This window comes from Dactylosporangium cerinum (assembly GCF_042653625.1).
GTDB classification, from domain to species: Bacteria; Actinomycetota; Actinomycetes; order Mycobacteriales; family Micromonosporaceae; genus Dactylosporangium; species Dactylosporangium cerinum.
Genome location: NZ_JBHSIU010000011.1, coordinates 259,349 through 279,927, shown reverse-complemented (window position 1 = coordinate 279,927; position 20,579 = coordinate 259,349). Strand labels below are relative to the sequence as shown.

Annotated in this window: 21 protein-coding genes and 1 riboswitch; of the genes, 5 read left to right on the top strand and 16 right to left on the bottom strand. The window is 72.7% G+C overall.

Annotated elements, in window-relative coordinates:
- Position 1: 1 nt before the first annotated feature.
- From ACFPIJ_RS10185 to ACFPIJ_RS10140, 10 genes are read right to left on the bottom strand one after another with little or no spacing between them, the layout of a single operon-like run.
- Positions 2-1,327 (bottom strand): LLM class flavin-dependent oxidoreductase, encoded by a 1,326-nt coding sequence (locus ACFPIJ_RS10185; protein WP_380114453.1) that lies wholly within the window; start codon positions 1,325-1,327, stop codon positions 2-4.
- Complete coding sequence (locus tag ACFPIJ_RS10180; RefSeq protein ID WP_380114452.1) at positions 1,324-2,646, bottom strand: LLM class flavin-dependent oxidoreductase; 1,323 nt, start codon at positions 2,644-2,646, stop codon at positions 1,324-1,326. Before ACFPIJ_RS10180 ends, ACFPIJ_RS10185 begins: the two co-directional genes overlap by 4 nt.
- A complete protein-coding gene (locus ACFPIJ_RS10175) occupies positions 2,633-3,601 on the bottom strand; it encodes an LLM class flavin-dependent oxidoreductase (RefSeq protein WP_380114451.1) in 969 nt (322 codons plus the stop codon). The genes ACFPIJ_RS10180 and ACFPIJ_RS10175 overlap by 14 nt, the downstream gene beginning before the upstream one ends.
- Positions 3,598-4,605, bottom strand: a complete 1,008-nt coding sequence (locus ACFPIJ_RS10170; protein ID WP_380114450.1) for an LLM class flavin-dependent oxidoreductase — start codon at positions 4,603-4,605, stop codon at positions 3,598-3,600. Before ACFPIJ_RS10170 ends, ACFPIJ_RS10175 begins: the two co-directional genes overlap by 4 nt.
- The gene (locus tag ACFPIJ_RS10165) at positions 4,598-5,401 is read right to left on the bottom strand and encodes an ABC transporter ATP-binding protein (RefSeq protein ID WP_380114449.1); all 804 of its coding nucleotides are present in this window, start codon (positions 5,399-5,401) and stop codon (positions 4,598-4,600) included. The genes ACFPIJ_RS10170 and ACFPIJ_RS10165 overlap by 8 nt, the downstream gene beginning before the upstream one ends.
- A complete protein-coding gene (locus ACFPIJ_RS10160) occupies positions 5,398-6,195 on the bottom strand; it encodes an ABC transporter ATP-binding protein (RefSeq protein WP_380114448.1) in 798 nt (265 codons plus the stop codon). The genes ACFPIJ_RS10165 and ACFPIJ_RS10160 overlap by 4 nt, the downstream gene beginning before the upstream one ends.
- Entirely contained in the window at positions 6,192-7,061 is an 870-nt protein-coding gene (locus ACFPIJ_RS10155; protein ID WP_380114447.1) for an ABC transporter permease, read from the bottom strand. Before ACFPIJ_RS10155 ends, ACFPIJ_RS10160 begins: the two co-directional genes overlap by 4 nt.
- Positions 7,058-8,020 carry an ABC transporter permease gene (locus tag ACFPIJ_RS10150; protein WP_380114445.1) on the bottom strand — a complete coding sequence of 321 codons (963 nt, stop codon included), beginning with the start codon at positions 8,018-8,020 and terminating at the stop codon, positions 7,058-7,060. Before ACFPIJ_RS10150 ends, ACFPIJ_RS10155 begins: the two co-directional genes overlap by 4 nt.
- A 1-nt stretch (position 8,021) precedes the next feature.
- Positions 8,022-9,602, bottom strand: a complete 1,581-nt coding sequence (locus ACFPIJ_RS10145; protein ID WP_380114444.1) for an ABC transporter substrate-binding protein — start codon at positions 9,600-9,602, stop codon at positions 8,022-8,024.
- A 45-nt stretch (positions 9,603-9,647) separates the two neighbouring features.
- Positions 9,648-10,964 carry an O-acetylhomoserine aminocarboxypropyltransferase/cysteine synthase family protein gene (locus ACFPIJ_RS10140; RefSeq protein ID WP_380114443.1) on the bottom strand — a complete coding sequence of 439 codons (1,317 nt, stop codon included), beginning with the start codon at positions 10,962-10,964 and terminating at the stop codon, positions 9,648-9,650.
- Between the two features lie 54 nt (positions 10,965-11,018).
- On the opposite strand from ACFPIJ_RS10140, the gene ACFPIJ_RS10135 reads away from it, so the two are divergent.
- Positions 11,019-11,774, top strand: coding sequence for a tyrosine-protein phosphatase (locus tag ACFPIJ_RS10135; protein ID WP_380114442.1), 756 nt, complete (start codon positions 11,019-11,021; stop codon positions 11,772-11,774).
- Here ACFPIJ_RS10135 and ACFPIJ_RS10130 read toward each other — a convergent pair.
- Positions 11,764-12,636 carry an alpha/beta fold hydrolase gene (locus tag ACFPIJ_RS10130; protein WP_380114441.1) on the bottom strand — a complete coding sequence of 291 codons (873 nt, stop codon included), beginning with the start codon at positions 12,634-12,636 and terminating at the stop codon, positions 11,764-11,766. The two genes, ACFPIJ_RS10135 and ACFPIJ_RS10130, sit on opposite strands and share 11 nt — an antisense overlap.
- A 36-nt stretch (positions 12,637-12,672) precedes the next feature.
- The gene (locus ACFPIJ_RS10125; protein ID WP_380114440.1) at positions 12,673-13,143 is read right to left on the bottom strand and encodes a MarR family winged helix-turn-helix transcriptional regulator; all 471 of its coding nucleotides are present in this window, start codon (positions 13,141-13,143) and stop codon (positions 12,673-12,675) included.
- 91 nt (positions 13,144-13,234) lie between these two features.
- Here ACFPIJ_RS10125 and ACFPIJ_RS10120 point away from each other — a divergent pair, with 91 nt between their 5' ends.
- Complete coding sequence (locus tag ACFPIJ_RS10120; RefSeq protein WP_380114761.1) at positions 13,235-14,269, top strand: LLM class flavin-dependent oxidoreductase; 1,035 nt, start codon at positions 13,235-13,237, stop codon at positions 14,267-14,269.
- 31 nt (positions 14,270-14,300) lie between these two features.
- On the opposite strand, the gene ACFPIJ_RS10115 is transcribed toward ACFPIJ_RS10120, so the two are convergent.
- Positions 14,301-14,810, bottom strand: coding sequence for a hypothetical protein (locus tag ACFPIJ_RS10115; RefSeq protein WP_380114439.1), 510 nt, complete (start codon positions 14,808-14,810; stop codon positions 14,301-14,303).
- Between the two features lie 49 nt (positions 14,811-14,859).
- On the opposite strand from ACFPIJ_RS10115, the gene ACFPIJ_RS10110 reads away from it, so the two are divergent.
- Entirely contained in the window at positions 14,860-16,455 is a 1,596-nt protein-coding gene (locus tag ACFPIJ_RS10110; RefSeq protein ID WP_380114760.1) for a Na+/H+ antiporter, read from the top strand.
- 19 nt (positions 16,456-16,474) lie between these two features.
- Here ACFPIJ_RS10110 and ACFPIJ_RS10105 read toward each other — a convergent pair whose 3' ends face one another.
- Positions 16,475-17,215, bottom strand: a complete 741-nt coding sequence (locus ACFPIJ_RS10105; protein ID WP_380114438.1) for an SDR family NAD(P)-dependent oxidoreductase — start codon at positions 17,213-17,215, stop codon at positions 16,475-16,477.
- Positions 17,216-17,330: 115 nt separating this feature from the next.
- Here ACFPIJ_RS10105 and ACFPIJ_RS10100 point away from each other — a divergent pair, with 115 nt between their 5' ends.
- Positions 17,331-17,948, top strand: coding sequence for a TetR/AcrR family transcriptional regulator (locus tag ACFPIJ_RS10100; RefSeq protein WP_380114437.1), 618 nt, complete (start codon positions 17,331-17,333; stop codon positions 17,946-17,948).
- 15 nt (positions 17,949-17,963) lie between these two features.
- Here the strand turns inward: ACFPIJ_RS10100 and ACFPIJ_RS10095 are convergent, their stop codons facing one another.
- A complete protein-coding gene (locus ACFPIJ_RS10095; RefSeq protein WP_380114436.1) occupies positions 17,964-18,707 on the bottom strand; it encodes a maleate cis-trans isomerase family protein in 744 nt (247 codons plus the stop codon).
- Positions 18,704-19,261: a TetR/AcrR family transcriptional regulator gene (locus ACFPIJ_RS10090; protein WP_380114435.1), complete on the bottom strand. Its 558-nt coding sequence runs from the start codon at positions 19,259-19,261 to the stop codon at positions 18,704-18,706. Before ACFPIJ_RS10090 ends, ACFPIJ_RS10095 begins: the two co-directional genes overlap by 4 nt.
- Before the next feature lie 83 nt (positions 19,262-19,344).
- Here ACFPIJ_RS10090 and ACFPIJ_RS10085 point away from each other — a divergent pair, with 83 nt between their 5' ends.
- Entirely contained in the window at positions 19,345-20,238 is an 894-nt protein-coding gene (locus tag ACFPIJ_RS10085; RefSeq protein WP_380114434.1) for a DUF4437 domain-containing protein, read from the top strand.
- A gap of 67 nt (positions 20,239-20,305) precedes the next feature.
- Positions 20,306-20,516: riboswitch (cobalamin riboswitch) on the top strand.
- Positions 20,517-20,579 lie beyond the last annotated feature (63 nt).

Below are 20,579 nucleotides of genomic sequence, written 5' to 3'. Positions count from 1 at the left end.
ATCATGCGGGACGGTGTGACGGTGGGCGGTCGAGGCCGAGGTGCTCGCGCAGCGTCGCGCCGGTGTACGCGGTGCGGAACAGCCCGCGGCGGCGCAACTCGGGCACGACCAGCTCGGTGAAGTCGACCAGGGTCTCGGGCTGCCACGGGAACGAGACGTTAAACCCGTCGGCGGCACCCTGGGTGAAGTGCTCCTCGATGTGGTCGGCGACGTCGGCCGGCGTGCCGATGATCGCGCCGTCGCCGTCCGCGACGATCCGCACGAGGTCGCCGATCGTCAGGCTGTCGCGTTCGGCCTGTGCGTAGATCTCGGCCTGCGCCCCCGCGCTGCGGTTGCTCCCGGCGGGCAGCGGCGGCAGCGGGGCGTCCAGCGGCAGCCCGCCGAGGTCGACACCGGCCCAGTATGCGACGTCGGCGAGTGCGACCCGCGGGTCGAGCAGGTCGCGGACGACGGCGAAGCGGTCCTCGGCCTCGGCCCGCGTCGGGGCCACCACGGTCGCCAGCTCGGGCAGCACGAGGACCTGGTCCGGGTCGCGCCCGAACCCGGCCGCCTGGTCCTTCACGCTCGCGTAGTACGCCTGCGCGTCGATGAGCGGCAGCGCCCGGGTGAACACGACGTCGGCGATCCGCGCGGCGAGTGCCCGGCCGGGGCTGGACGAGCCGGCCTGGGCGATCACCGGACGGCCCTGCGGCGGGCGGCGGATGTTCAGCGGCCCGGCGACGTCGAAGAACTCGCCGTGATGGTGCAGCCAGTGCAGCTTGGCCGGGTCGAAGAACCGTCCGGTGGTCTGGTCGGCCCACACGGCGTCGTCGTCGAAGGAGTCCCACAGCCCGGCGACGACGTCGAAGAACTCCTCAGCGCGGCGGTACCGCACGGCGTGCGGCAGATGCGTGCCGAGGCCGAAGTTGCGGGCCTCGGCGTCGTTGAGGGACGTGACGACGTTCCAGCCGGCCCGGCCCTTGGACAGGTGGTCCAGGGAGGCGAAGACCCGGGCGACAGTGTAGGGCTGGTGGTAGGACGTCGACGCGGTCGCGACCAGCCCGATGCGGCTGGTGACGGCGCTCAGGGCGGCCAGGACGGTGGTCGGTTCGAGGGTGTCGTTGGACCACGCGACGCGTTCCGTCACCTCGGGTGGGTCGTCGGGGACGCCGAGCAGGTCGGGCAGGAACACCGAGTCGAACGTGGCCGCCTCGAGGCGGCGGACCTGTTCGGCGAGGAACGGGAAGTTGACGCCGGCATCCGGCGGGTTGCCCGGGACCCGCCACCCGGCGTGGTACTCGCCGGCGCCCTTGAGGAACCCGTTCAGGTGCAGCTGCCGGCGGGTCATCGGGGCCCCTGTCGCGTGGGGTACGGCAGGCCGAGCCGCTGGCGCAACGTGCCGTCCGGCGGCGGGCGGAACAGGCCGCGCTCGGCGAGGATCGGCAGGACCTCGGCGGTGAAGCGGTCCGCCTGCTCGGGCAGGTACGGGAAGGAGACGTTGAACCCGTCGACCGCGCCGGTCGCCCACACCTCGGCGATCCGGTCGGCGACGGTGGCCGCCGAGCCAGCGGTATCGGCGCGGGCGGAGAACCGTAGCGCCAGCTGCCGCAGCGTCAGCCGCTCGCCGCGGGCGAGCGCGAGGAGGCCGGCGCGGCGGCTCTGCGAGCGGTTGGTGTCCTCGCCGAAGTCGGGCAGCGGCTCGTCGAGGTCCAGGTCGCTGAAGTCCTCGTCGCCGAAGTTGTCCTGGACCAGGCGGCGCAGCACGTCGTCGTGGATGAGGGAGCCGAGGTCGGCGAGGATGGCGGCCGCCTCGGCGTCGGTGTCGGCGACGATCGGGGTGAGCAGCGGCCACACCCGCACGTCGCCCGGGTCGCGGCCGGCCGCGGTGACCGCGGCGTCGAGCTGCCGGCGGTACGTGACGGCGGCCTCGGTGCTGACCGGAGAGGTGAAGATGACCTCCCCGTACCGCGCGGCGAACGCCCGTCCGGTGGCCGACGCGCCGGCCTGGAAGAGGACCGGGTGGCCCTGCGGCGGGCGGGCCAGGTTCAGCGGCCCGGCGACGTCGAAGTGCTTGCCGTGGTGGTCGATCGCGCGCCGTCCGTCGCGGCGGAAGTACCGGCCCGCGGCCTTGTCGCGCAGCAGGGCGTCCTCGGCGTAGGAGTCCCACAGGCCCTTGACCACGTCGACGAACTCGGCGGCCCGCTCGTAGCGTTCCTCGTGGGAGAAGTGTTCGGCCCGCCCGAAGTTCTGCGCCTCCAGCGGCACGACGCTGGTGACGACGTTCCAGCCGGTCCGCCCGCCGGAGATGTGGTCGAGGGAGGCGAACTTGCGGGCCAGGTGGTAGGGCTCGTTGTAGCTGGTGGTGGCGGTGGCCACGAGGCCGATCCGGGAGGTCCGCTGCGACAGCGCGGCCAGCAGGGTGATCGGCTCGAGGTAGTCGGCGCGGGTCGTGCGGTGCAGGGAGTCCAGCTGGTGGCCCCAGATCGCCACGACGTCGGCGACGAACAGCGCCGCGAAGCCGGCGTCCTCGAGGGTACGGGCGAGCCGCACGTGGAAGTCGATGTCCAGTTCGCCGTCGGGGTTGGCGCGCGGGTGCCGCCAGCCGGCGATGTGGCCGCCGGAGCCGTGCACGAGCGCGCCGAACTGCAGGTGGTCAGGGCGCGGCATGGACGGCTCCGCTCAGGTGCGGGACCACCTCGGCGGCGAGGCGTTCCAGGGTGCGCAGGGCGGTGTCGATGCTGGTGCTGGCCGCCTGGACGGCGAAGACGAAGTGTTCGGCGACGCCCAGCAGCGGGTCGGCGAGCGCCGAGGCGACGACCTGCTCGGCGCTGCCGTAGTGGACGTTCAGCCCGGCCAGCACCTCGTGCGGCCCGGGGGCGGCGCCGAGGTACCGCTGCGAGAGCGGGCCTTCGGCGTACCGACGGATGTCCGGCCACAGCAGCGCCGCCTGGCTCTCCCGGTCGCCGCCCGGGGTCAGCGCGGGGAACCCGCCGCGGAACGCGGCCACCCTGGTGCCGCCGGCGGCGAGGTAGGCGTCGGCGAGCGCGCGCTGGACGTCTCCGGGGCCGATACCGACGAGCAGGCCGTGGCCGGTCGCGGCCAGTTCGGCGGCCCGCTCCGGGGTCGACGGTGACTGCCAGATCCGCTCCAGCAGCTGCGGCACGGCCGGGCTGACCCGCAGCCCGTCGGCGACCTCACCGCCGCCGAGCAGGTGCAGCAGCAGGTCGCGGTGCTCGGCGTAGAGCTCGTGCCGCCGCTCGGGGGCCTTGCCGAACGCGGCGAACTCCGGCACCGACGGCCCGCCGACGCCCAGCCCCAGTTCGAGCCGGCCGGAGGACAGCACGTCCAGCACGCCAGCGTCCTCGGCGACCCGGACCGGGTGCTCGAGGGGCAGGACGAGGACGCTGGTGCCGAGCCGGATCGTGCTGGTGGCCTCGGCCGCGGCGGCCAGCAGGACGAGTGGTGACGGCAGCAGGCCGGCGTCGTTGCCGAGGTGGTGCTGGGCGATCCAGCCGGAGGTGAACCCGAGTTCCTCGGCGGCGACGTACAGGTCGATCAGGCCGGGCAGCAGCTCCCGGGCCGGTGCGAGCCCGTGCACGTGGGTCTGGAATCCGAAGCTCATGACGCCGGCCTCCAGCCGAACTCGGGCGCGATCTCGGTGGCGATGATCTCCAGCCGGTGGATGTCCTCGGCGGCGCTGGACGCCTCGTGCTGCACGACGGGGAAGAAGTAGTCGACGTGGCCGAACAGGGCCGGGTCGCGGCGCAGGCTGTCCACGACGTCGGCGGTGCCGCCGTAGTGGACGTTGATGCGTTCGGCGAGCTGCTCGTCGTCGTGCTCGGACAGGTCGACGAAGCGCTGCACCTGCCGCCGGAACAGGGCCAGTCCACGGCCGAGGTCGGCCAGGGCCGCCGCCCGCGAGCCGCCGGGGAACACCGCCCGCGCGGCGCCGACGCGCGGACCGGGGCCGGCCGGGCCGTCACGGTAGGCGGTGCGGTACGCGTCGATGAGCGGCAGCTGGTCGTCCTCGGGCCGGTGGATGAACGTGCCGATGAACAGCCCGTCGCCGGCCGCGCCGATCCGCCGGGCCTTCTCGACCCGGGAGGTGGACTGCCAGATCCGCCGGCGCAGGTCCGGCACGGGCGGGTGCAGCGCCAGGTCGGTGCCCCGCACCGGCTTGCCCTCGATCGCGGCGTGCACGGTCTCCAGCGCCGCGTCGTAGCGTTCGTCCAGTGTCTCGGGCGTGAACCCGAACGCCGGGTATGCGGCCGCGTTGGCGCCGCCGGTGCCGAGCCCGAGCTGGACCCGGCCGCCGGACAGCTCGTCGAGCACGGCGGCGTCCTCGGCGAAGCGCAGCGGGTCTTCGAGGGCGATGGTGCTGATCGCGGTGCCCAGCTCGATCCGGCCGGTCCGGCGGGCCGCGGCGGCGAGCAGCACCAGCGGCGACGGCAGCCGCGCGCCGTCGTGGCTGAAGTGGTGCTGGGCGAGGAACACGCCGTCGTAGCCGAACTGTTCGGCGGCGGCGATCGTGTCGAGCAGGTCCGCGTACACCGCCTCGGTGGGCCGGCCGTAGCCGTGGACGTGGGTCAGGAAGCCCAGTTTGAACGGTCGGTCGGGGTCAGGCATCGGTGCTCCTTGCGGGCAGACGTGGGACCGCGGCGACGAGCCGCCGCGTGTAGGCGTGTCGGGGGTCGCCGAGGACGGCGTCGGTCGGGCCGGACTCGACGACCCGGCCCTCGTGCATGACGACCACCCGCCCGGCGAACCGTTGCACCAGGCCGAGGTCGTGCGAGACGAGGACGATCGCCAGGCCGAGGGTGGCGTTCAGGTCGCGCAGCAGGGCGATGATCTCCGCCCGGACGGTGACGTCGAGCGCCGAGGTCGGCTCGTCGCCGACGAGGAGCCTGGGCCGGTGCACGACCGCGCGGGCCAGCGCGACCCGCTGCCGCTGACCGCCGGACAGCTCGTGCGGGTAGTACGCCGCGCGGTCCGCCGCCAGGCCGACGCGGGCCAGGACGTCGGTGACGAGCCGGCGGTGGTCGCCGGGCACGCGCAGGGCCCGCAGCGGCTCGGCGACGATGTCGTGGACGCTGAAGCGGGGGTTGAGGGAGGCGTACGGGTCCTGCAGCACGATCCCGGTGGCGGCGCGCAGCCAGCGCAGCTCCCGGGCCGGCCCGGCGGTGACCGGCCGCCCGTCGAAGGTGACGGTGCCGCTGGTGGGGCGGTCCAGGGCGAGCAGGAGCCGCGCCAGGGTGGACTTGCCGGAGCCGGACTCGCCGATCACCGCGAGGATCTCGCCCTCGGCGACGTCGAGGTCCACGTCGAGGAGGGCGGGGTGCACCGGTGCCGGTCCGCCGAGGCGTTGCCGCGGCAGCCGGTACACCCGCGAAAGGCCACGGACGCTCAGCAGCGGGCCACTCATCGGTGCCCCTCGAAGGCCGGGTCGGTGAAGCCGGTCGCGTAGGCGGCCTCGGCGAGGGCGGCGGTGACCGGGTGGGCCGGCGCGGTCAGCAGGCCCTCGACGGTCGCCTCCTCCACGACCCGGCCCGCGGCGAGGACCACGGCCCTGGGCACGATCCGGGCGAGCACCGCCAGGTCGTGCGTGATGAACAGCAGTGACGCGCCGGACTCGCCGACCTCACGGTCGAACAGATCCAGGATGCCGGCCTGGATCGTCACGTCCAGGGCCGTCGTCGGTTCGTCGGCGATGATCAGCCGCGGTCCGGTGGCGAGGGCCGCCGCGATGGCGACCCGTTGCCGCTGACCGCCGGACAGCTCATGTGGATAGCGCTGCACGATGTGTTCGGGATCTGGCAGGTGTACCCGTTCCGCCAGCCGGACGGCCCGTTCCAGGGCCTGCCGTTTGGAGAAGCCGTAGTGGATGCGCAGCGACTCGCCGATCTGCGCGCCGACGCGGCGGATGGGGTTGAGCGCGGTCACGGGTTCCTGGAAGACGATGCCGGCGCGCTTGCCGCGCACGGCGGCGAGTTCCCTGTCGCCGAGCCCGACGAGCTCACGGCCGTCGAGGCGGATGCTGCCGGTGACGGTGCTGCCGGCGGGGAGCAGCCCCAGCACGGCCAGGGCGGTCAGCGACTTGCCCGAGCCCGACTCGCCGATGAGCCCGAGCCGGTCGCCGTCGCCGAGCGCCAGGCTGACCCCGTCGACGACGGTCCTGCCCCGGATCGAGATCCGCAGGTCTTCGATCGCCAGGCTCACGTGGCCGCCTCCTTCGCTGCCGGCCGAACTGCCGGCCTGCGGCGCAGGCGCGGGTCGAGGGCCTCGCGCAGCGCGTCGCCGAGCAGCGTGATGGCCAGAACGGTGAGGGCGATCGCGAGGCCGGGCCACAGCACCGACGCCGGCTGCACCGAGATGTACTGCTGCGACTCCGACAGGCTGCGCCCCCAGGACGGCGTGCCGGGGGGCGCGCCGTAGCCCAGGTAGGACAGGCTCGCCTCGGCGAGGATCGCGATGGCGGCCACATAGGACAGTTGCACGATGACGACCGGTCCGGCGCCGGGGATGACGTGCCGGGCGAGGACGCCGCCGGGCCCGACGCCGCCGGCCCTCGCCGCGAGGACGTAGTCCGACGCGAGCACACGGCGGATCTCGGGCCGCACCACACGGGCGATGTTGACGCCGACCCCGACGCCGACGGCGGTCACGACGACCGACAGCGACCCGCCGAACGCGGCGGCCAGGAGCATCGCGATGAGCAGCACGGGAAACGCGATGAGGATGTCGACGACCACGATGACGGGCTCGGCGAGCCAGCGGGGGCTCAGCGCGGTGAGCGCGGCGAGGGCGATGCCGACGGCCGCCGCGATGAGCGTCGCCCAGGTGGCGACGAGGACCGTGGTGCGGCTGCCGGCGAGGAGCCAGCTGAGGGTGTCCCGGCCGATCTGGTCCGTGCCCAGCCAGTGCTGCTGGCCGGGGCCGCGCCATCGTTCCGCGATGTCCTGCTGCAGCAGGTCGTGCGGCGTCCAGAACAGCGACAGCAGCGCCGCGCCGAAGACCGCGCCGACGACGACCGTGCCGAACCTGCCGGCCGGCCGGCGCAACAGTTCCCGGACCCAGGTGTTCATGCCGCCTCGACCTTCTGCCGCGGGTCGACGAGCCGGTGGGCGACGTCGACGAGCGTGCCGATCACCAGGACGATCCCGGTGAGGAACAGCACCTCGCCCTGCACCGCGGTCAGGTCGCGGCTGCCGACGTCGCCGACGAGCATCCGGCCGACGCCCGGCAGGTTGAACAGCGACTCGACCACCACGGCCCCGGTGACCAGTGCGGCGATCTGCAGCGCGGAGATCGACAGCAATGACAGCCCGACGTTGGGCAGCCCGTGCCGCAGCAGCGCCTGGGTGCGGGTCAGGCCGCGGGCGGCGGCAGCGCGGACGTAGTCCTGGCCGAGCGCTTCGAGGACCGCGGAGCGCACGAACCGCAGCAGCACGACGCCCTCGATGAGCCCGATGGTCAGCGCCGGCAGCAGCAGCGACCGCAGCGCCGCCAACGGTGAACTCCAGCCGTCGTCGGGGAAGCCGTTGCTCGGCAGGACGCCGAGCAGGCCGACACCGTTGCCGAGCACGATGATGAGCAGCAGGCCGAGCCACAGCGCCGGGACCGCGGCCAGGGCCTGCGACACGAAGCTGATGACCACGCCGGCCGGGCGGTCGTGCCGCAGCCCCGAGTACACGCCGAGCGTCGATGCGATGAGCGCCGCGATCACGAACGACAGGATCGTGAGCGGGACCGTCACGCTGTTGCGGTCGGCGAGCGCCGCACCGACCGCCTGGTCGGTCAGCAGCGACTCGCCCAGGTCGAGGCGGAGCAGCCCGCCCAGCCAGTGCAGGTACTGGCTGGGCAGGCTGTGGTCCAGGCCGAGCGCGGTCCGGATCCTGGCGACCTGCTCCGGGGTCGCGTTCGTCCCGCCGATGACGTGCGCGACGTCGCCCGGCAGCACCCTCAGCACGAGGAAGATCACCAGGCTGGCGACGAGCAGCCCCAGCAGGAGCAGCGCGAGCCGGCGCACCAGGAACCGGATCATGTCACCGACTGACCTTGACGTGGGTCAGGTTGAGCCGCGAGCTGGTCGAGTCCGTCGGCACGCCGGTGAGCCCCTTGCGCACGGCGGTGTTCGCCGTCGGGTTGTAGAGCCAGTCCGCCGCCGCGTCCTGCGACACGATCTGCGCCGCCTGCTGCAGCAGCGAGGCGTACGCCGATTCCGACGTCGCGGTCGTCGCCTGCTGGTACAGCTGCTGCACCTGCTTGTTGTCGTAACCGAAGTAGTACTTCGGGTTGGCCCAGTTGGAGAAGTCGCGGGCCTCGGCGTGATCGACGATGCTCAGCTGGAAGTCGTGGTTGGTGTAGACCTCCTTGAGCCAGGTCGGGAAGTCCACCGACGTCACGGTGAGCTTGATGCCGGCCTGCGCGAGCTGGCTGGTGAGCAGGCCGGGGATGGTGGTGCCGTAGAACGAGGGGATCTTCAGGGTCAGCTCCAGCCCGTTGGCGTGGCCGGCCTCGGCGAGCAGCTGCTTGGCCTTGGCGGCGTCGTGCGGGTAGAGCCCGGACAGGTCCTGGTAGCCGGGGTCGGAGTCGACGATCGGCCCGTAGAGCGTCTTGCCGGCCCCGATCGCCTTGACGATCGCGTCGTGGTCGATCGCGTGCCGCACCGCCTGCCGCACCTTCAGGTCGGTGAACGGAGCGACCCGGTTGTTGAACGCGAGCGTGAACTTGTCCGACGCGAAGCCGGTGACTACGTCGTAGTTCGGGTTGCCCTTGACCTTGGGCAGCAGGTTGGGGTCGATGCCGGCGACGTCGACGCTGCCGTCCAGGACCGCGTTGACGATCGCGTTGGTGTCGCTGAACAGTTTGAACGCGACGGAGCTGACGCCGGCCTTCTCGCCCCAGTACTTCGGGTTGCGGGTGAGGGTCAGCGTGGCGCCGGCCTTGAAACTGTCCACCAGGAACGGCCCGGACCCGACGGCCGTCGACTTGGGGTCGTTGGTCGCCTTTTCGTCGAAGACGAGGCCGGGGCGGCCCGCGAGGGTGTAGAGCAGCGCCGGGTCGGGCTGCTTGAGCTTCACCACGACCGTCTGGTCGTCGGTGGCGGTGACGGACTCGACGCTCGCGAGGGCCTGGTAGTCCTTGTACTGCTTGGCCGTGACCTGGTTGATCGACCAGGCGACGTCCTTGGCCGTCAGCGGGTCGCCGTTACTGAACATGGTGCCCGGGAAGAGGGTGAAGGTGTGCGTCAGCGAGTCCGGTGACGCCGTCCAGCTCTTGGCGATGCCGGGCAGGATCTTGCCCTTCGGGTCGCGGCTGACCAGCGGCTGGTAGACGTTGTCGATCAGTGTCTGGTCGAGCGCGGCGCCGGCGGTGCTGCGGATGTCGAGGTTGTCCGGGAACAGCTGCAGCGCGACCGTGAGCGTCTTGTCGTCGGCGGCGGCGGTGGTCTTGCCCGGTTCGTCGCTCGTGGCCCAGGCGGTGATGCCGGCAGCCGCGGCGAGCACGATGATGACGGCGGCGGCCGCGCCGATGACGGTCCTGCGTTTCCTGCGGGTCGCGGCGTTGGCCTGGCTCTGGTCGCTCAGGGTCGGGTCGGTGCTGACGGAAGGCTCATCGCTCATGACTGGATTCCTTTCCTGGGTGGGGTTCGGGGGTGGGGTCAGCGCCTACAACACATGCGCGGTCACCGCCTCGAATCCGCGCTCCAGGTCGGCGAGAAGGTCGGCGACGTCCTCGATGCCGACGGACAGCCGGATCAGGCCGGGACTGATCCCGCCGGCCAGCAGCTGCTCCCCGGTCAGGCTGGAGCTGACGGTGGAGGCCGGGTGGATGATGAGGCTGCGGACGTCGCCGATGTTGGCGAGGTGGCTGAACAGCCCGACGCCCTCCACGAACCGGCGGCCGCCTTCAAGACCCGCCGCGAGCTCGAAGGACACGACGGCGCCGGCGCCGCGCGGCAGGTACCGCTTGGCCAGGGCGGCCGACGGGCTGGACGGCAGCCCGGCGTAGTGCACCCTGGTCACCTGCGGGTGGTCCTGCAGGAACTCCGCGATCGTCTGGGCGTTGGCGACGTGCTGGCGGACCCGCAGGCTCAGCGTCTCCAGGCCCTGCAGCAGCAGGAAGCTGTTGAACGGTGACGGCGCCGGGCCGTAGCCGCGCAGCACGGTCGTGCGCAGCCGCAGCGAGTAGGCCAGCCCGAGTGCGGCGAAGCGTTCCCAGTACCCTCCGGGACCGTGGCTCGGGTCGGGGGTGTGGAAGCCGGGCCAGCGCTGCGGCTCGGCGCCGAAGTCGAAGCGGGCGCCGTCCACCACGACGCCGCCGATCGCGGTGCCGTGCCCGGCGAGGAACTTCGTCGTGGAGTGCACCACGATGTCGGCGCCGTGTTCCAGCGGGCGCAGCAGGTACGGGGTCGCGAGGGTGTTGTCCACGATGAGCGGCACCCGGGCGTCCTCGTGCGCGACCCGGGCCACCGTTTCGACGTCGAGCACCACGCCGGTCGGGTTGCCGATGCTCTCGGCGAAGAAGGCGCGGGTGTCCGGCCGGATCGCGTGGCGCCAGGCGTCCGGGTCGTTGACGTCGGACACGAACGTCGTGTCGATGCCGAGTTCGGCGAAGCGTTCGCGCAGCAGCAGCACGGTGCCGCCGTACACCTGGTCGGAGGCGACCACGTGATCGCCGCTGCGCAGCAGGTTGAGCAGGGCGAGAGTGGTCGCCGCCTGCCCGCTGGCCACGGTCACCGCCGCGGATCCGCGCTCCAGGGCCGTGATCCGCTGCTCGGCCACGACCGAGGTGGGGTTGGACAGCCGGGTGTAGGCGTGCTGCTCCAGGTCGTCCAGGCGGAACGACGCCGCCGCCTGGTCGACGCCGTCGAACACGTAGCTGGTCGTGGCGAAGATCGGGGTCGCGCGGGCGCCGGTCGCCGGGTCGGGTGCGGCGCCCGCATGCACCTGCACCGTGTCGAAGCCCCACTCAGAAGTTCCCATCGAGGACGTATATTACAGTAAACCTATCGGATAGGTAGGTGTTAGGAGTGGCACATGATCCCGGACGGGCACCCGGTGCGTCTGGTGCGGTTGCGTGGGACGTACAACCTGCGCGACACCGGCGGCAGGGTCGCCCGGACGGGTCCGACCCGGCTGGGCAAGCTCTACCGATCCGACGCGCTGCACCGGCTGGACGACGCCGACCGGCGCGAGCTCGCCGAGCGGCGCATCGGGCTGGTGGTGGACCTGCGCGACCCGTCCGAGCGGGCCGACTTCCCCAGCGACCTGCGGGGCATCGGCGCCGAGATCGTCCACGTCCCGGTGCTGGCCACCTCGCCGGCCACGTTCCTGGCCGCCGACTCGAGCCTGGATGAGTTCTACGACCACATCGTCGAGGAGCGCGGCCACGCCCTCGCCACGGCACTGCGGGTGCTGGCCCGCTCCGGCACCACGCCTGTGATCGTGCACTGCACCTCCGGCAAGGACCGCACCGGGCTGGTGGTGGCCCTGGCGCTGGCGCTGGTCGGGGTGGACCGGGCCACGGTCGTCGCCGACTACGCCGCGACCGAGCGGCACCTACCGCCGGCGCTGCTGGACGAGATCGTGGCCCACTGGCGCCGCTCGGCCGACCGCCCGGCGGTGCATCTGGAGACGCTGGTCCGGCTGAGCCCGCCGGCCGCCCTGGAGCGGATTTTCGGCCGGATCGAGGCCGGCCACGGCTCGGTGGCCGACTACGCCCGCGCGCACGGCCTCAGTGACGAGGACGTCGCGCGGCTGGCGGAGGCGCTCGTCGAGCCGATCAGTCCTTGACGAAACCCGCGATGAGGTCGGCCAGTTCGCCGGGGCGCTGCTCCTGGACGTTGTGCCGCGAGTCGACCTCGACGATCCGGGCGGCCGGCGCGTGCTGCGCGAATTCGGCGACCACGTCGTCGGGCAGGTAGCCGCCCGTGGCCCGGACCAGCAGCACCGGCACCGTCAGGGCCGCCAGCACCGGCCACAGGTCGATGAAGTCGACGCTGATCGTGGCGCCGGGAGGCGGGCTGCCGAAGTGGTGCTTGAAGACCACCGAGCCGTCCTCGCGGATCCTGGTGTTGAACAGCACGCCGCGGTCGAGCGCCGGACCGGGCCCGGCGATGCCCGCGGCGACCGCCAGTTCGGCGATCTGCGCCCGGGACTCGAACACCAGCGACCCGGAGAGGAACGAGCGCACCTGCTGGGCGTCCTGCTGGCGGATGCCCGGGGACACGTCGACCAGGACGATCCCGCGCACCGACTCCGGGCGCAGCTGGGCCACCGCGAGGGCCGTGAGGCCGCCGAGGGACTGCCCGACGAGGACCTGCGGCCGGTCGCCCGCGAGCGCCTCGATGCTCGCCAGGACGGCCGGCGCGGTGGTGCGCGGCGCGTAGTCGAAGTCGTCCCGCCAGTCGGAGTCGCCGTGGCCGGGCAGGTCGAGCACGAGCGCGGGCCGCGCCAGCCGGAGCACGGTCGCGTCCCAGGTGTGCGCGTTGAGCCCGGTGCCGTGCAGGAACGTGACGTCCGGCGCGTCGCCCCAGACCAGGGCGCTGACCCGGCCGTCAGGCGTGTCGACCTCGGCCCGGCGCACCGGCGGCAGGTCCCCGGTGTGGCCCGCCTCGCGGGCGCTGTCGGCGAGCAGTGCGAACTCGTCAGCCATGCATTATACCTATCACACCTACCGGATTAGTAGGTATTAACTCCCGCCCTTGAGATTTTTCAGCACGGCCTGGGAGATGTCCTCGAGGACGTCGAGCTGCGCGCCGGTCAGGTGGTCGATCAGCCAGGTCCGCACGTGTGCGGCCCGGACCGGCGCGGCGGCCGCGAACACGGCCCGGCCGTCGGCGGTGATCGCGTAGACCGCGCCGCGGGGCGTGTCGGCGCTCGCCTCCCGGGTGAGCAGCCCGCGCTCGACCATGCGCTGCAGGTGGTGGTGCAGCCGGCTCTTCTCCATCTGCGCGACGGCGCTGAGCTCGTACGCGCGCAACCGCCCCTCCGGGGCCTCGTCCAGGACGGTCAGCACCACGAAGTCGGCCTCGGACAGGCCGGTGTCGCGGTGCAGCTCCCGGGCCATCCGGCGCCAGAACTGGTCCTGCATCTCGAAGAAGACCTGCCACACCCGCTGTTCGCGGGGGTCGAGCCAGGCGGCGGTACCGGAACTCGTCACCGCGCGATCGTAGCAGTTGACGCATCAACTCGACCTTCCATACAGTCTGAGTTGACACGTCTACTCGAACGCGGAGGCCCCGGTGAAGTTCATGCTCCTGCCGCACGTGCCGGCTCCCGGCAGCACCACCACCGAGCAGTTGGACGAACTCGTCGAGCTCGGGGTGCTCGCGGAGCGCCTCGGGTTCGACGCCTACGGCATCGGCGAGCGCCACGACCGGCCCGCCGTCTCCTCCTCGCCCGCCGTGCTGCTCAGCCACGTCGCCGCGCACACCTCCCGGATCCGGCTGTTCACCGCGATCACCGCGATCGGCCTGCACGACCCGGTGCGCCAGTTCGAGGACTACGCGACGCTGGACCACCTGGCCCGCGGCCGGCTCGACCTGATCATCGGCAAGGGTGCGTACGCCGCGACCCAGCGGCTGTTCAACGCCACCCCCGACGACCAGTGGGACCGGCTGCGCGAGCACTACGAGCTGTTCCGCCGGCTGTGGCGCGAGGACCGGGTCACCTGGACCGGCACGCACCGCCCGCCGCTGCAGGACGCCGAGGGCCTGCCCCGGCCGCTGCAGCCGGCGATCCGGGTCTGGCACGGCAGCTCCACCAGCCGCCTGAGCACCGACCTGGCCGCCCGGCACGGCGACCCGCTCTTCTCCTCCAACGGCGCCGGCACGATCGAGCGCTACGCCGAGCTGATCCGCCACTACCGCGAACGCTTCGAAGCGCACGGCCACGACCCCGCCGACGCGCTCGTCGGCGTCGGCACCGCCGGCTACTTCGGCGCCCGCACCACCCGGGAGGCGATCGACAGGTACCGCCCGGTGTTCGAGGCGCGGCTCGCCGTCAACCGCCGCTACGACGGCGCCACCATCCACTTCGACTCGGTCGAGGACTGGGTGGAGCGCAGCTCGGTCCTGGTCGGCAGCCCGCAGCAGATCATCGACAAGATCCACGAGCAGCACCGGCACTTCGGCCACGAGATCTTCCACATCCACGTCGACCGGGCCGTGCTCGGCCGCGTCGACTTCACCGAGTCACTGGAGCTGTTCTTCGCCGAGATCGCCCCGGTCATCCGCCGCGAACTGCCCAGCCGCCCGCTGGACCGGCCCGCTGTCGCAGTCCCCTGAGATGCGCGAGCGCCAATGCGCAACCGGCGACTCAGTCGGCGAGCATCGATTCGTACGGGCCGTGCTCGCTGATCGGGCGATACGTGTCGTCGGCGGCCGCCGCGTGCAGGGCGGCGAGCAGCCCGTCCGCGGGTGGCAGGTCCAGCTGCCCGCGGACCTCGGCGCGGGTCTCGTCCAGCTCCGGGAAGTCCTCGCGGATCTCGGCGTCGCACTCGGCGAGCCACGCCGGCAGGTCGGCGTCGAACGGCCGGGACAGCGCGTCGTGCAGGCTCGGCAGGCCGACCACGAGGGCGAGCGCGCCGCGCAGGTCGTGGGCGATCAACCCGCCCTCGCCCTCCGACCCGGCGTACACCACCGCACCGGCCGGCGTCAGCAGGAACGAACCACCGGAGGCGTCACCCGCGATCGGGGTCAGCTGCACCCCATCGGCGAGGTGGACGTCTTCGACCGGGTCCAGCCGGGTGAGGTCGAAGTCGAAGTGGAGCGCCAGCTGCTCAGCGAGGCGCGGCGTCGCCCTGATCCGCGCGAGGAGATCCGTCACGCGCCCATCGTAGGTTCCGCCCACTGACGCCTGCCGGAGGCGGGCGGTGATGGAGGATGGCCGGGTGGAGGCGTTGCTGCTCGTCATCGTGCTCGGGGTGACGGTGTTGGTCGGCACGACCATGGGCCGGCGTTACAGCGTGGCGCCACCGGTGCTGCTCATCCTGTTCGGCGGGGTGCTGGCGCTGGCCCCGCCGCTGGCCGAGGTGGAGCTGCCGCCCGAGGCCGTGCTCGGGCTGTTCCTGCCCGCGGTGTTGTACTGGGAGAGCCTCAACACCAGCTGGCGGGAGATCCGGGCAAATCTGCGGGTGATCGTGCTGGCGGCGGTGGTCCTGGTGCTGGCGACGATGGCCGCCGTCTCCTACGCGCTGCAGGCGGTCGGGGTGGCCGCGGCGGCGGCCTGGATTCTCGGAGCCGTGCTCGCCCCGACGGACGCGACGGCCGTGGCCGGGCTGGCCAAGCGGATGCCGCGGCGCATCCTGACGACCCTGCGCGCGGAGAGTCTCATCAACGACGGCACGGCCCTCGTGCTGTTCGCCGTCGCCGTCGGCGTGCTCGGCGGCGCGGCGACGCCCGGCCCGCTCGGCGTCGCCGGGCGGCTGGCCTGGTCGTCCGTGGGCGGCGTCCTGGCCGGGGTGGTCGCCGCCGGCGTGGTCATCCTCATCCGGCGCCGCCTCGACGACCCGCTGCGCGAGGGCGGTCTGAGCATCCTGACGCCGTTTGGCGCGTTCGTGCTCGCCGAACTCGTGCACGCCAGCGGCGTCGTGTCCGTCGTCGTGGCCGGGCTGGTCCTGACCCAGGCGAGCCCGCGGGTCGTGCGGGCCCGGTCCCGGGTGCAGGCGTTCGCGTTCTGGGACCTCGCCACCTTCATGCTCAACGGCAGCCTGTTCGTCCTGGTGGGCATGCAGATCCCGCAGGCGGTGCGGGCGATCGAAGGGCCCGCGATCCCGCGGACGCTCGGCATCGCGCTGCTGGCGGCGGGCACCGTGATCCTCACGCGGCTGGTCTGGGTGCACGCCATGACGGGCCTGATCCGGGCCGTGGACCGGCGCGCGGTCCAGCGGACCCGGCGGGTCGGCTGGAAGGTGCGCACCGTCAACGGCTGGGCCGGTTTCCGGGGTGCCGTCTCGCTCGCCGCCGCACTGGCCGTGCCGACCGTGCTGCCCGACAAGACGCCCTTCGCCGACCGGGACCTCATCGTCTTCACGACCATCGTGGTGATCGTCGTGACGACGCTGGTCCAGGGTCTGACCCTGCCGCGAGTGATCCGCTGGGCGGGCCTGACCGCGGACGACGGACGCGCCGAGGAGACGCTGCGGGCCCAGATCGCCGCCACCAAGGCCGGCCTGGCCGCCCTGGACGGGGTCGGCCGGGAGCTCGGCGCGCCGCAGGACATCATCGACCGACTCCGCGCCGACTACGAGGACCACCTGCAGGAGATCCGCGCCAAGTCCGGCGACGACCACGAGGCCCGCCGCATGGAACAGCTCGAACGCCGCCTGCGCCTGCAGGTGCTGCACCACAAGCGCCACGCGGTCACCGCAATGCGCGACGCGAACACCATCGACGACATCGTCCTGCGGGACCTGCAGGCCGCGATGGACATCGAGGAACTGCGCCTGCTCGGACCGGCGACGCCGGAGTAGGCGCGATGGTTCACCCGGTTCAGACGGCGAAGCCACCGTCGACGGCGACGGCGGTGCCGGTGATGTACCGGCCGCCGTCGCCGGCCAGGTGCACCACCGTGGCGGCGATGTCGTCGGGCCGGCCATAGTCGCCGAGGGCGGTGGCGGAGCGTCGCGCGTCGGCGCCCGCCCCGTCCCGCGGGTTGGACTCGGTGTCGATCGGTCCGGGCTGCACGAGGTTGGCGGTGATGCCCCGCGGCCCGAGGTCGCGGGCCAGCCCCGCGGTGAGGCCGGTCAGCGCCGCCTTGCTCATGGTGAACAGCGCGAGCCCCGGTCCGGGCAACCGCCGCGTGAGGCAGGTGCCGATGCTGATGATCCGGCCACCGCTGGTCATGGTGCGGGCCGCCGCCTGGCTGGCGAGGAAGATCGAGCGCACGTTGACCGCCAGCACCCGGTCCAGGTCCTCGACGGTGACGTCGGCGATCGGACCCGCGGCGAAGGTGGCGGCGTTGTTGACGAGGATGTCCAGCCGTCCCCACGCCCCGGCCGCGCGTTCGACCGCCGCGACGGCGGCGTCCGGGTTCGCGTGGTCCGCCTCGATCACCAGCGCCCGGCCGCCGGCGGCCTCGATCTGATCGGCCACCGCCGTGGCCCGGTCCGCGGATCTGGCGTAGGTGAGCGCGACCGCCGCGCCGTCCTCGGCCAGCCGCCGGGCGATCGCCGCGCCGATCCCCCGGCTGCCCCCGGTCACCAGCGCCACCTTGCCGGCGAGTCCGCTCATGCCTGCCTCCAATTCTTTGCCGATCGACCAATAAATGGATACCAGTGCACGGAGCGGCCGGTCAAGGGGTATCTTGGTCGATCGGCAAAGAAATACTCCGGAAGGCGGGTTCGGCATGGTGGAGCGGGGCAGGCCGCGCGGCTTCGACCGGGACGTGGCACTGCGGCAGGCGATGCTGACGTTCTGGGAGCACGGCTACGAGGGCACGTCGATGACCGACCTCACCGCCGCCCTCGGCATCGCCTCGGCGAGCATCTACGCCTGCTTCGGCTCGAAGGAGCAGCTGTTCCGCGAGGCCGTCGAGCTGTACGGCACGACCGAAGGCGACCGGACGCTGCGCTGCCTGGACGAATCGGCCACGGCCCGCGACGGCATCACCGCGGCACTGGAGGTCAGCGCCGACCGGTTCGCCGATCCGGCCACCCCGCCGGGCTGCATGGTCGTGCTCGCCGCCCTCGCCGGCACGACCGGCAACGCCGACCTCCGCGACTTTCTCGCCGACCGCCGGGCGCTGGTGCAGCGGTCGTTCCGGCACCGCCTCGAACGGGCGACCCAGGAAGGCGACGTCGCCGACGGGACGGACATCGAGGCGGTGGCCGCCTTCTACACGACCGTCCTGCACGGCATGGCGGTCCAGTCGCGCGACGGTGCGACCCGGGCACAGCTGCAGGCGGTCATCTCCGGCGCCCGATCAGCCTGGGACAGCGTCGTCGGCGCGCGATCCGCGCCGTAGCACCGGCGACCGTGCTCAGTGCTCGCGGAGCAGGCGACCGGCGCCGGGGACCCGGTCGGCGATGCCGTGCTCGCGCAGCGCGTGCCAGAGCGTGGCGGCGTTGATGGCCACGACGGGCTTGCCCAGCTCCTGCTCCAGGCGGTCGGCGAGGGCGACGAACGACAGGTTGGTGCCGACCTGCACGACCGCGTCGACGTCCGGGCCGTCGAGCTGCCCGACCACGTCCCGCAGCCGGTCGTCGGGGACGCGGGCGATGTCCATGGCCGTCGGGCAGCGCAGGCCCGTGATCGCGGCGACGTCGAAGCCGGCCTCGGCGAAGAACCGGCCGACTTCACGGTCGGCGATCGGCTGGTACGGCGAAAACACCGCGATGCGCCGGCACCCGAGCTCGCGCAGCGCGGCCCGGCAGGCGCTCGCCCCGGTGGTCACCGGCAGGCCGGTGCGCTCGTGCAGGCGGCGTTCGAACGCGGCGTTGCCCTCGACGCCGCCCCAGAACGTCTCCGCGGACATGCCCATCACCATGCGGTCGGGTTCGGCGGTGAGCACGTCCCGGACCGCCGTGTCGATCGAGGCGCGGATCTGGCCGAGCAGGGCCTCGAAGCCGGCGTCGTCGCGCATCGCCGGGTCCGGGATGTACATGGAGCCGGCGCGGTAGGCCACGCCCGGCACCCGGGCGGTCCAGTAGTCGTGCTCGACGACGGTGTTGGTGCTGGGCACGACGACGCCGACGACGGCGCGCGGTCCGACGGTGTTGGTCACGGGGTCAGCCTCCGGGCGGTGCTGTCGATGATGCGGTGTGCCCTGGTGCGGGCGGCGGGCCGGTCCAGCAGCAGCGCGTCCAGCAGCAGCGGGGAGACGATCGCGGCGACCGCGTCGTCCCGGTCGGTCGCGGCCACCCCGGCGGCGCGCAGCACCGTGTGGAACGGCGCGAGCAGGTCGCCGACGTAGCGGTGGCGCAGTTGGGCGGCGGCCGGGTCGGTCGCGGCGGCCACGATCAGCGCCTGCAGGAACGCGCCGACCGGCCGGTCGCGGAGCCGGTCGCAGAGCTGGTCGACGGCGGCGTGCAGGTCGCGGGCGAGGTCGCCGGACGCCTCGCCGGGCGGCAGCGGCGCGACGTCGATCAGGGCCGCGAGGACGGCGGCCGGGGTCGGCCAGTGCCGGTAGACGGTCGAGCGGGACACGCCGGTGACCTGGTGCAGGCGTTGCGCGGTCAGCGCCGCGGCCCCCTCGGCGAGCAGCAGCTCCAGGGCCGCGGTGAGCACCACGGCCTCGGTGTCGGTGGTGGGGCCGGCGGGGCGGCCTGGTCGGGTCACGAGGTTTGACGGTACACCTTGTACTCGAAACTAGTAAGCGATACATTCCGCACCGGAAATTCAATGCCGAGTCTGGAGGCCGCATGCGCCCGCACGTGGAGATCATCGATGAGCGCGACCTCATCTGGCACGTCGCCGAGTTCCAGCACGCGACCGGCCCCGCCGAGCAGCGCAACCTCAGCTACGACGAGGAGGACGGCTCCGCCTCGCTGAAGGTCCGCTTCACCGGCGACTGGTCCCGGCCCGCCGGCGTGCACCACGCCGACACCGAGTGGTACGTCCTGTCGGGGCAGGTCGTCATCGGCGGCACCACGCTCGGCCCGCAGGGCTACTGGACCGCGCCCGCGGGCGTCTGGACACCGCCGGTCACCGCCACGGCCGGCACCGAGGTCCTGCTGTTCCGCGAGCACGGCGACTGGCACTTCGACCTCGCCGGCACCGGCCGCGACACCGTGCGGCCCGACCAGCACCTCGTCGTCCTGGACACCGCGGAGATGCCGTGGATCGACGTGAAGGACGGCAGCCCGATGCGCTTCGACCTCGGCGGCACACCCGTGCCCGGGCTCTACATCAAGCTGCTGCACCGCGACGAGAAGACCGGCTTCTACACCCGCCTGATCAAGGCCAAGCCCGGCTGGCGCGAAGTACCCCTCGCCCACCACCCGTGCTCCGAGGAGGCGTACTGCCTCGACGGCGGCTTCGACTACAACTTCGGCCGGATGTGGCCCGGCACGTACTTCTGGCGGCCACCGCTGATCCGCCACGGCGACTTCACCGCCGACGCGGAGACCGGCTGCACCTGGATCGTGCGCTCCGACGCCGACCTCGTCGACTGGTACACCGACAACGCCCGCGTCCAGATGCACGGCGACGCCACCAACTGGGGCCCCGGCCACCCGCACAGCGCCGCGCCCCGCTTCATCGAGCCGGTCCGCTCCCGCAGCATCGGCCGCTGGAGCGACCCGACGTACCAGTGACCGCCACCGCCGGTGACGACACGCCGGCACAGGATCTGGTGTTGTGCATTCTGTACCCCTCCCATATATGGTGGTGCACGCAGCTGGTTCGGCCGGTCCTCCGGGGTCGGTCGTGGCAACAGGGAACCCGGTGTGAATCCGGGACTGCCCCGCAGCGGTGAGTGGGAACGACCGCCGTCATCGAGCACTGGACCGCGAGGTCTGGGAAGCGACGGCCAGTAGGCGACCGGAAGGTCACGCCCGCGAGTCCGAAGACCTGCCAGCGCGCCGCACGCCGACCGGTGTGCGGCGGTCGGATGCCGCGCGGGTCGGCTGACGCCATCGCCGGGCGCGGTCGTGCG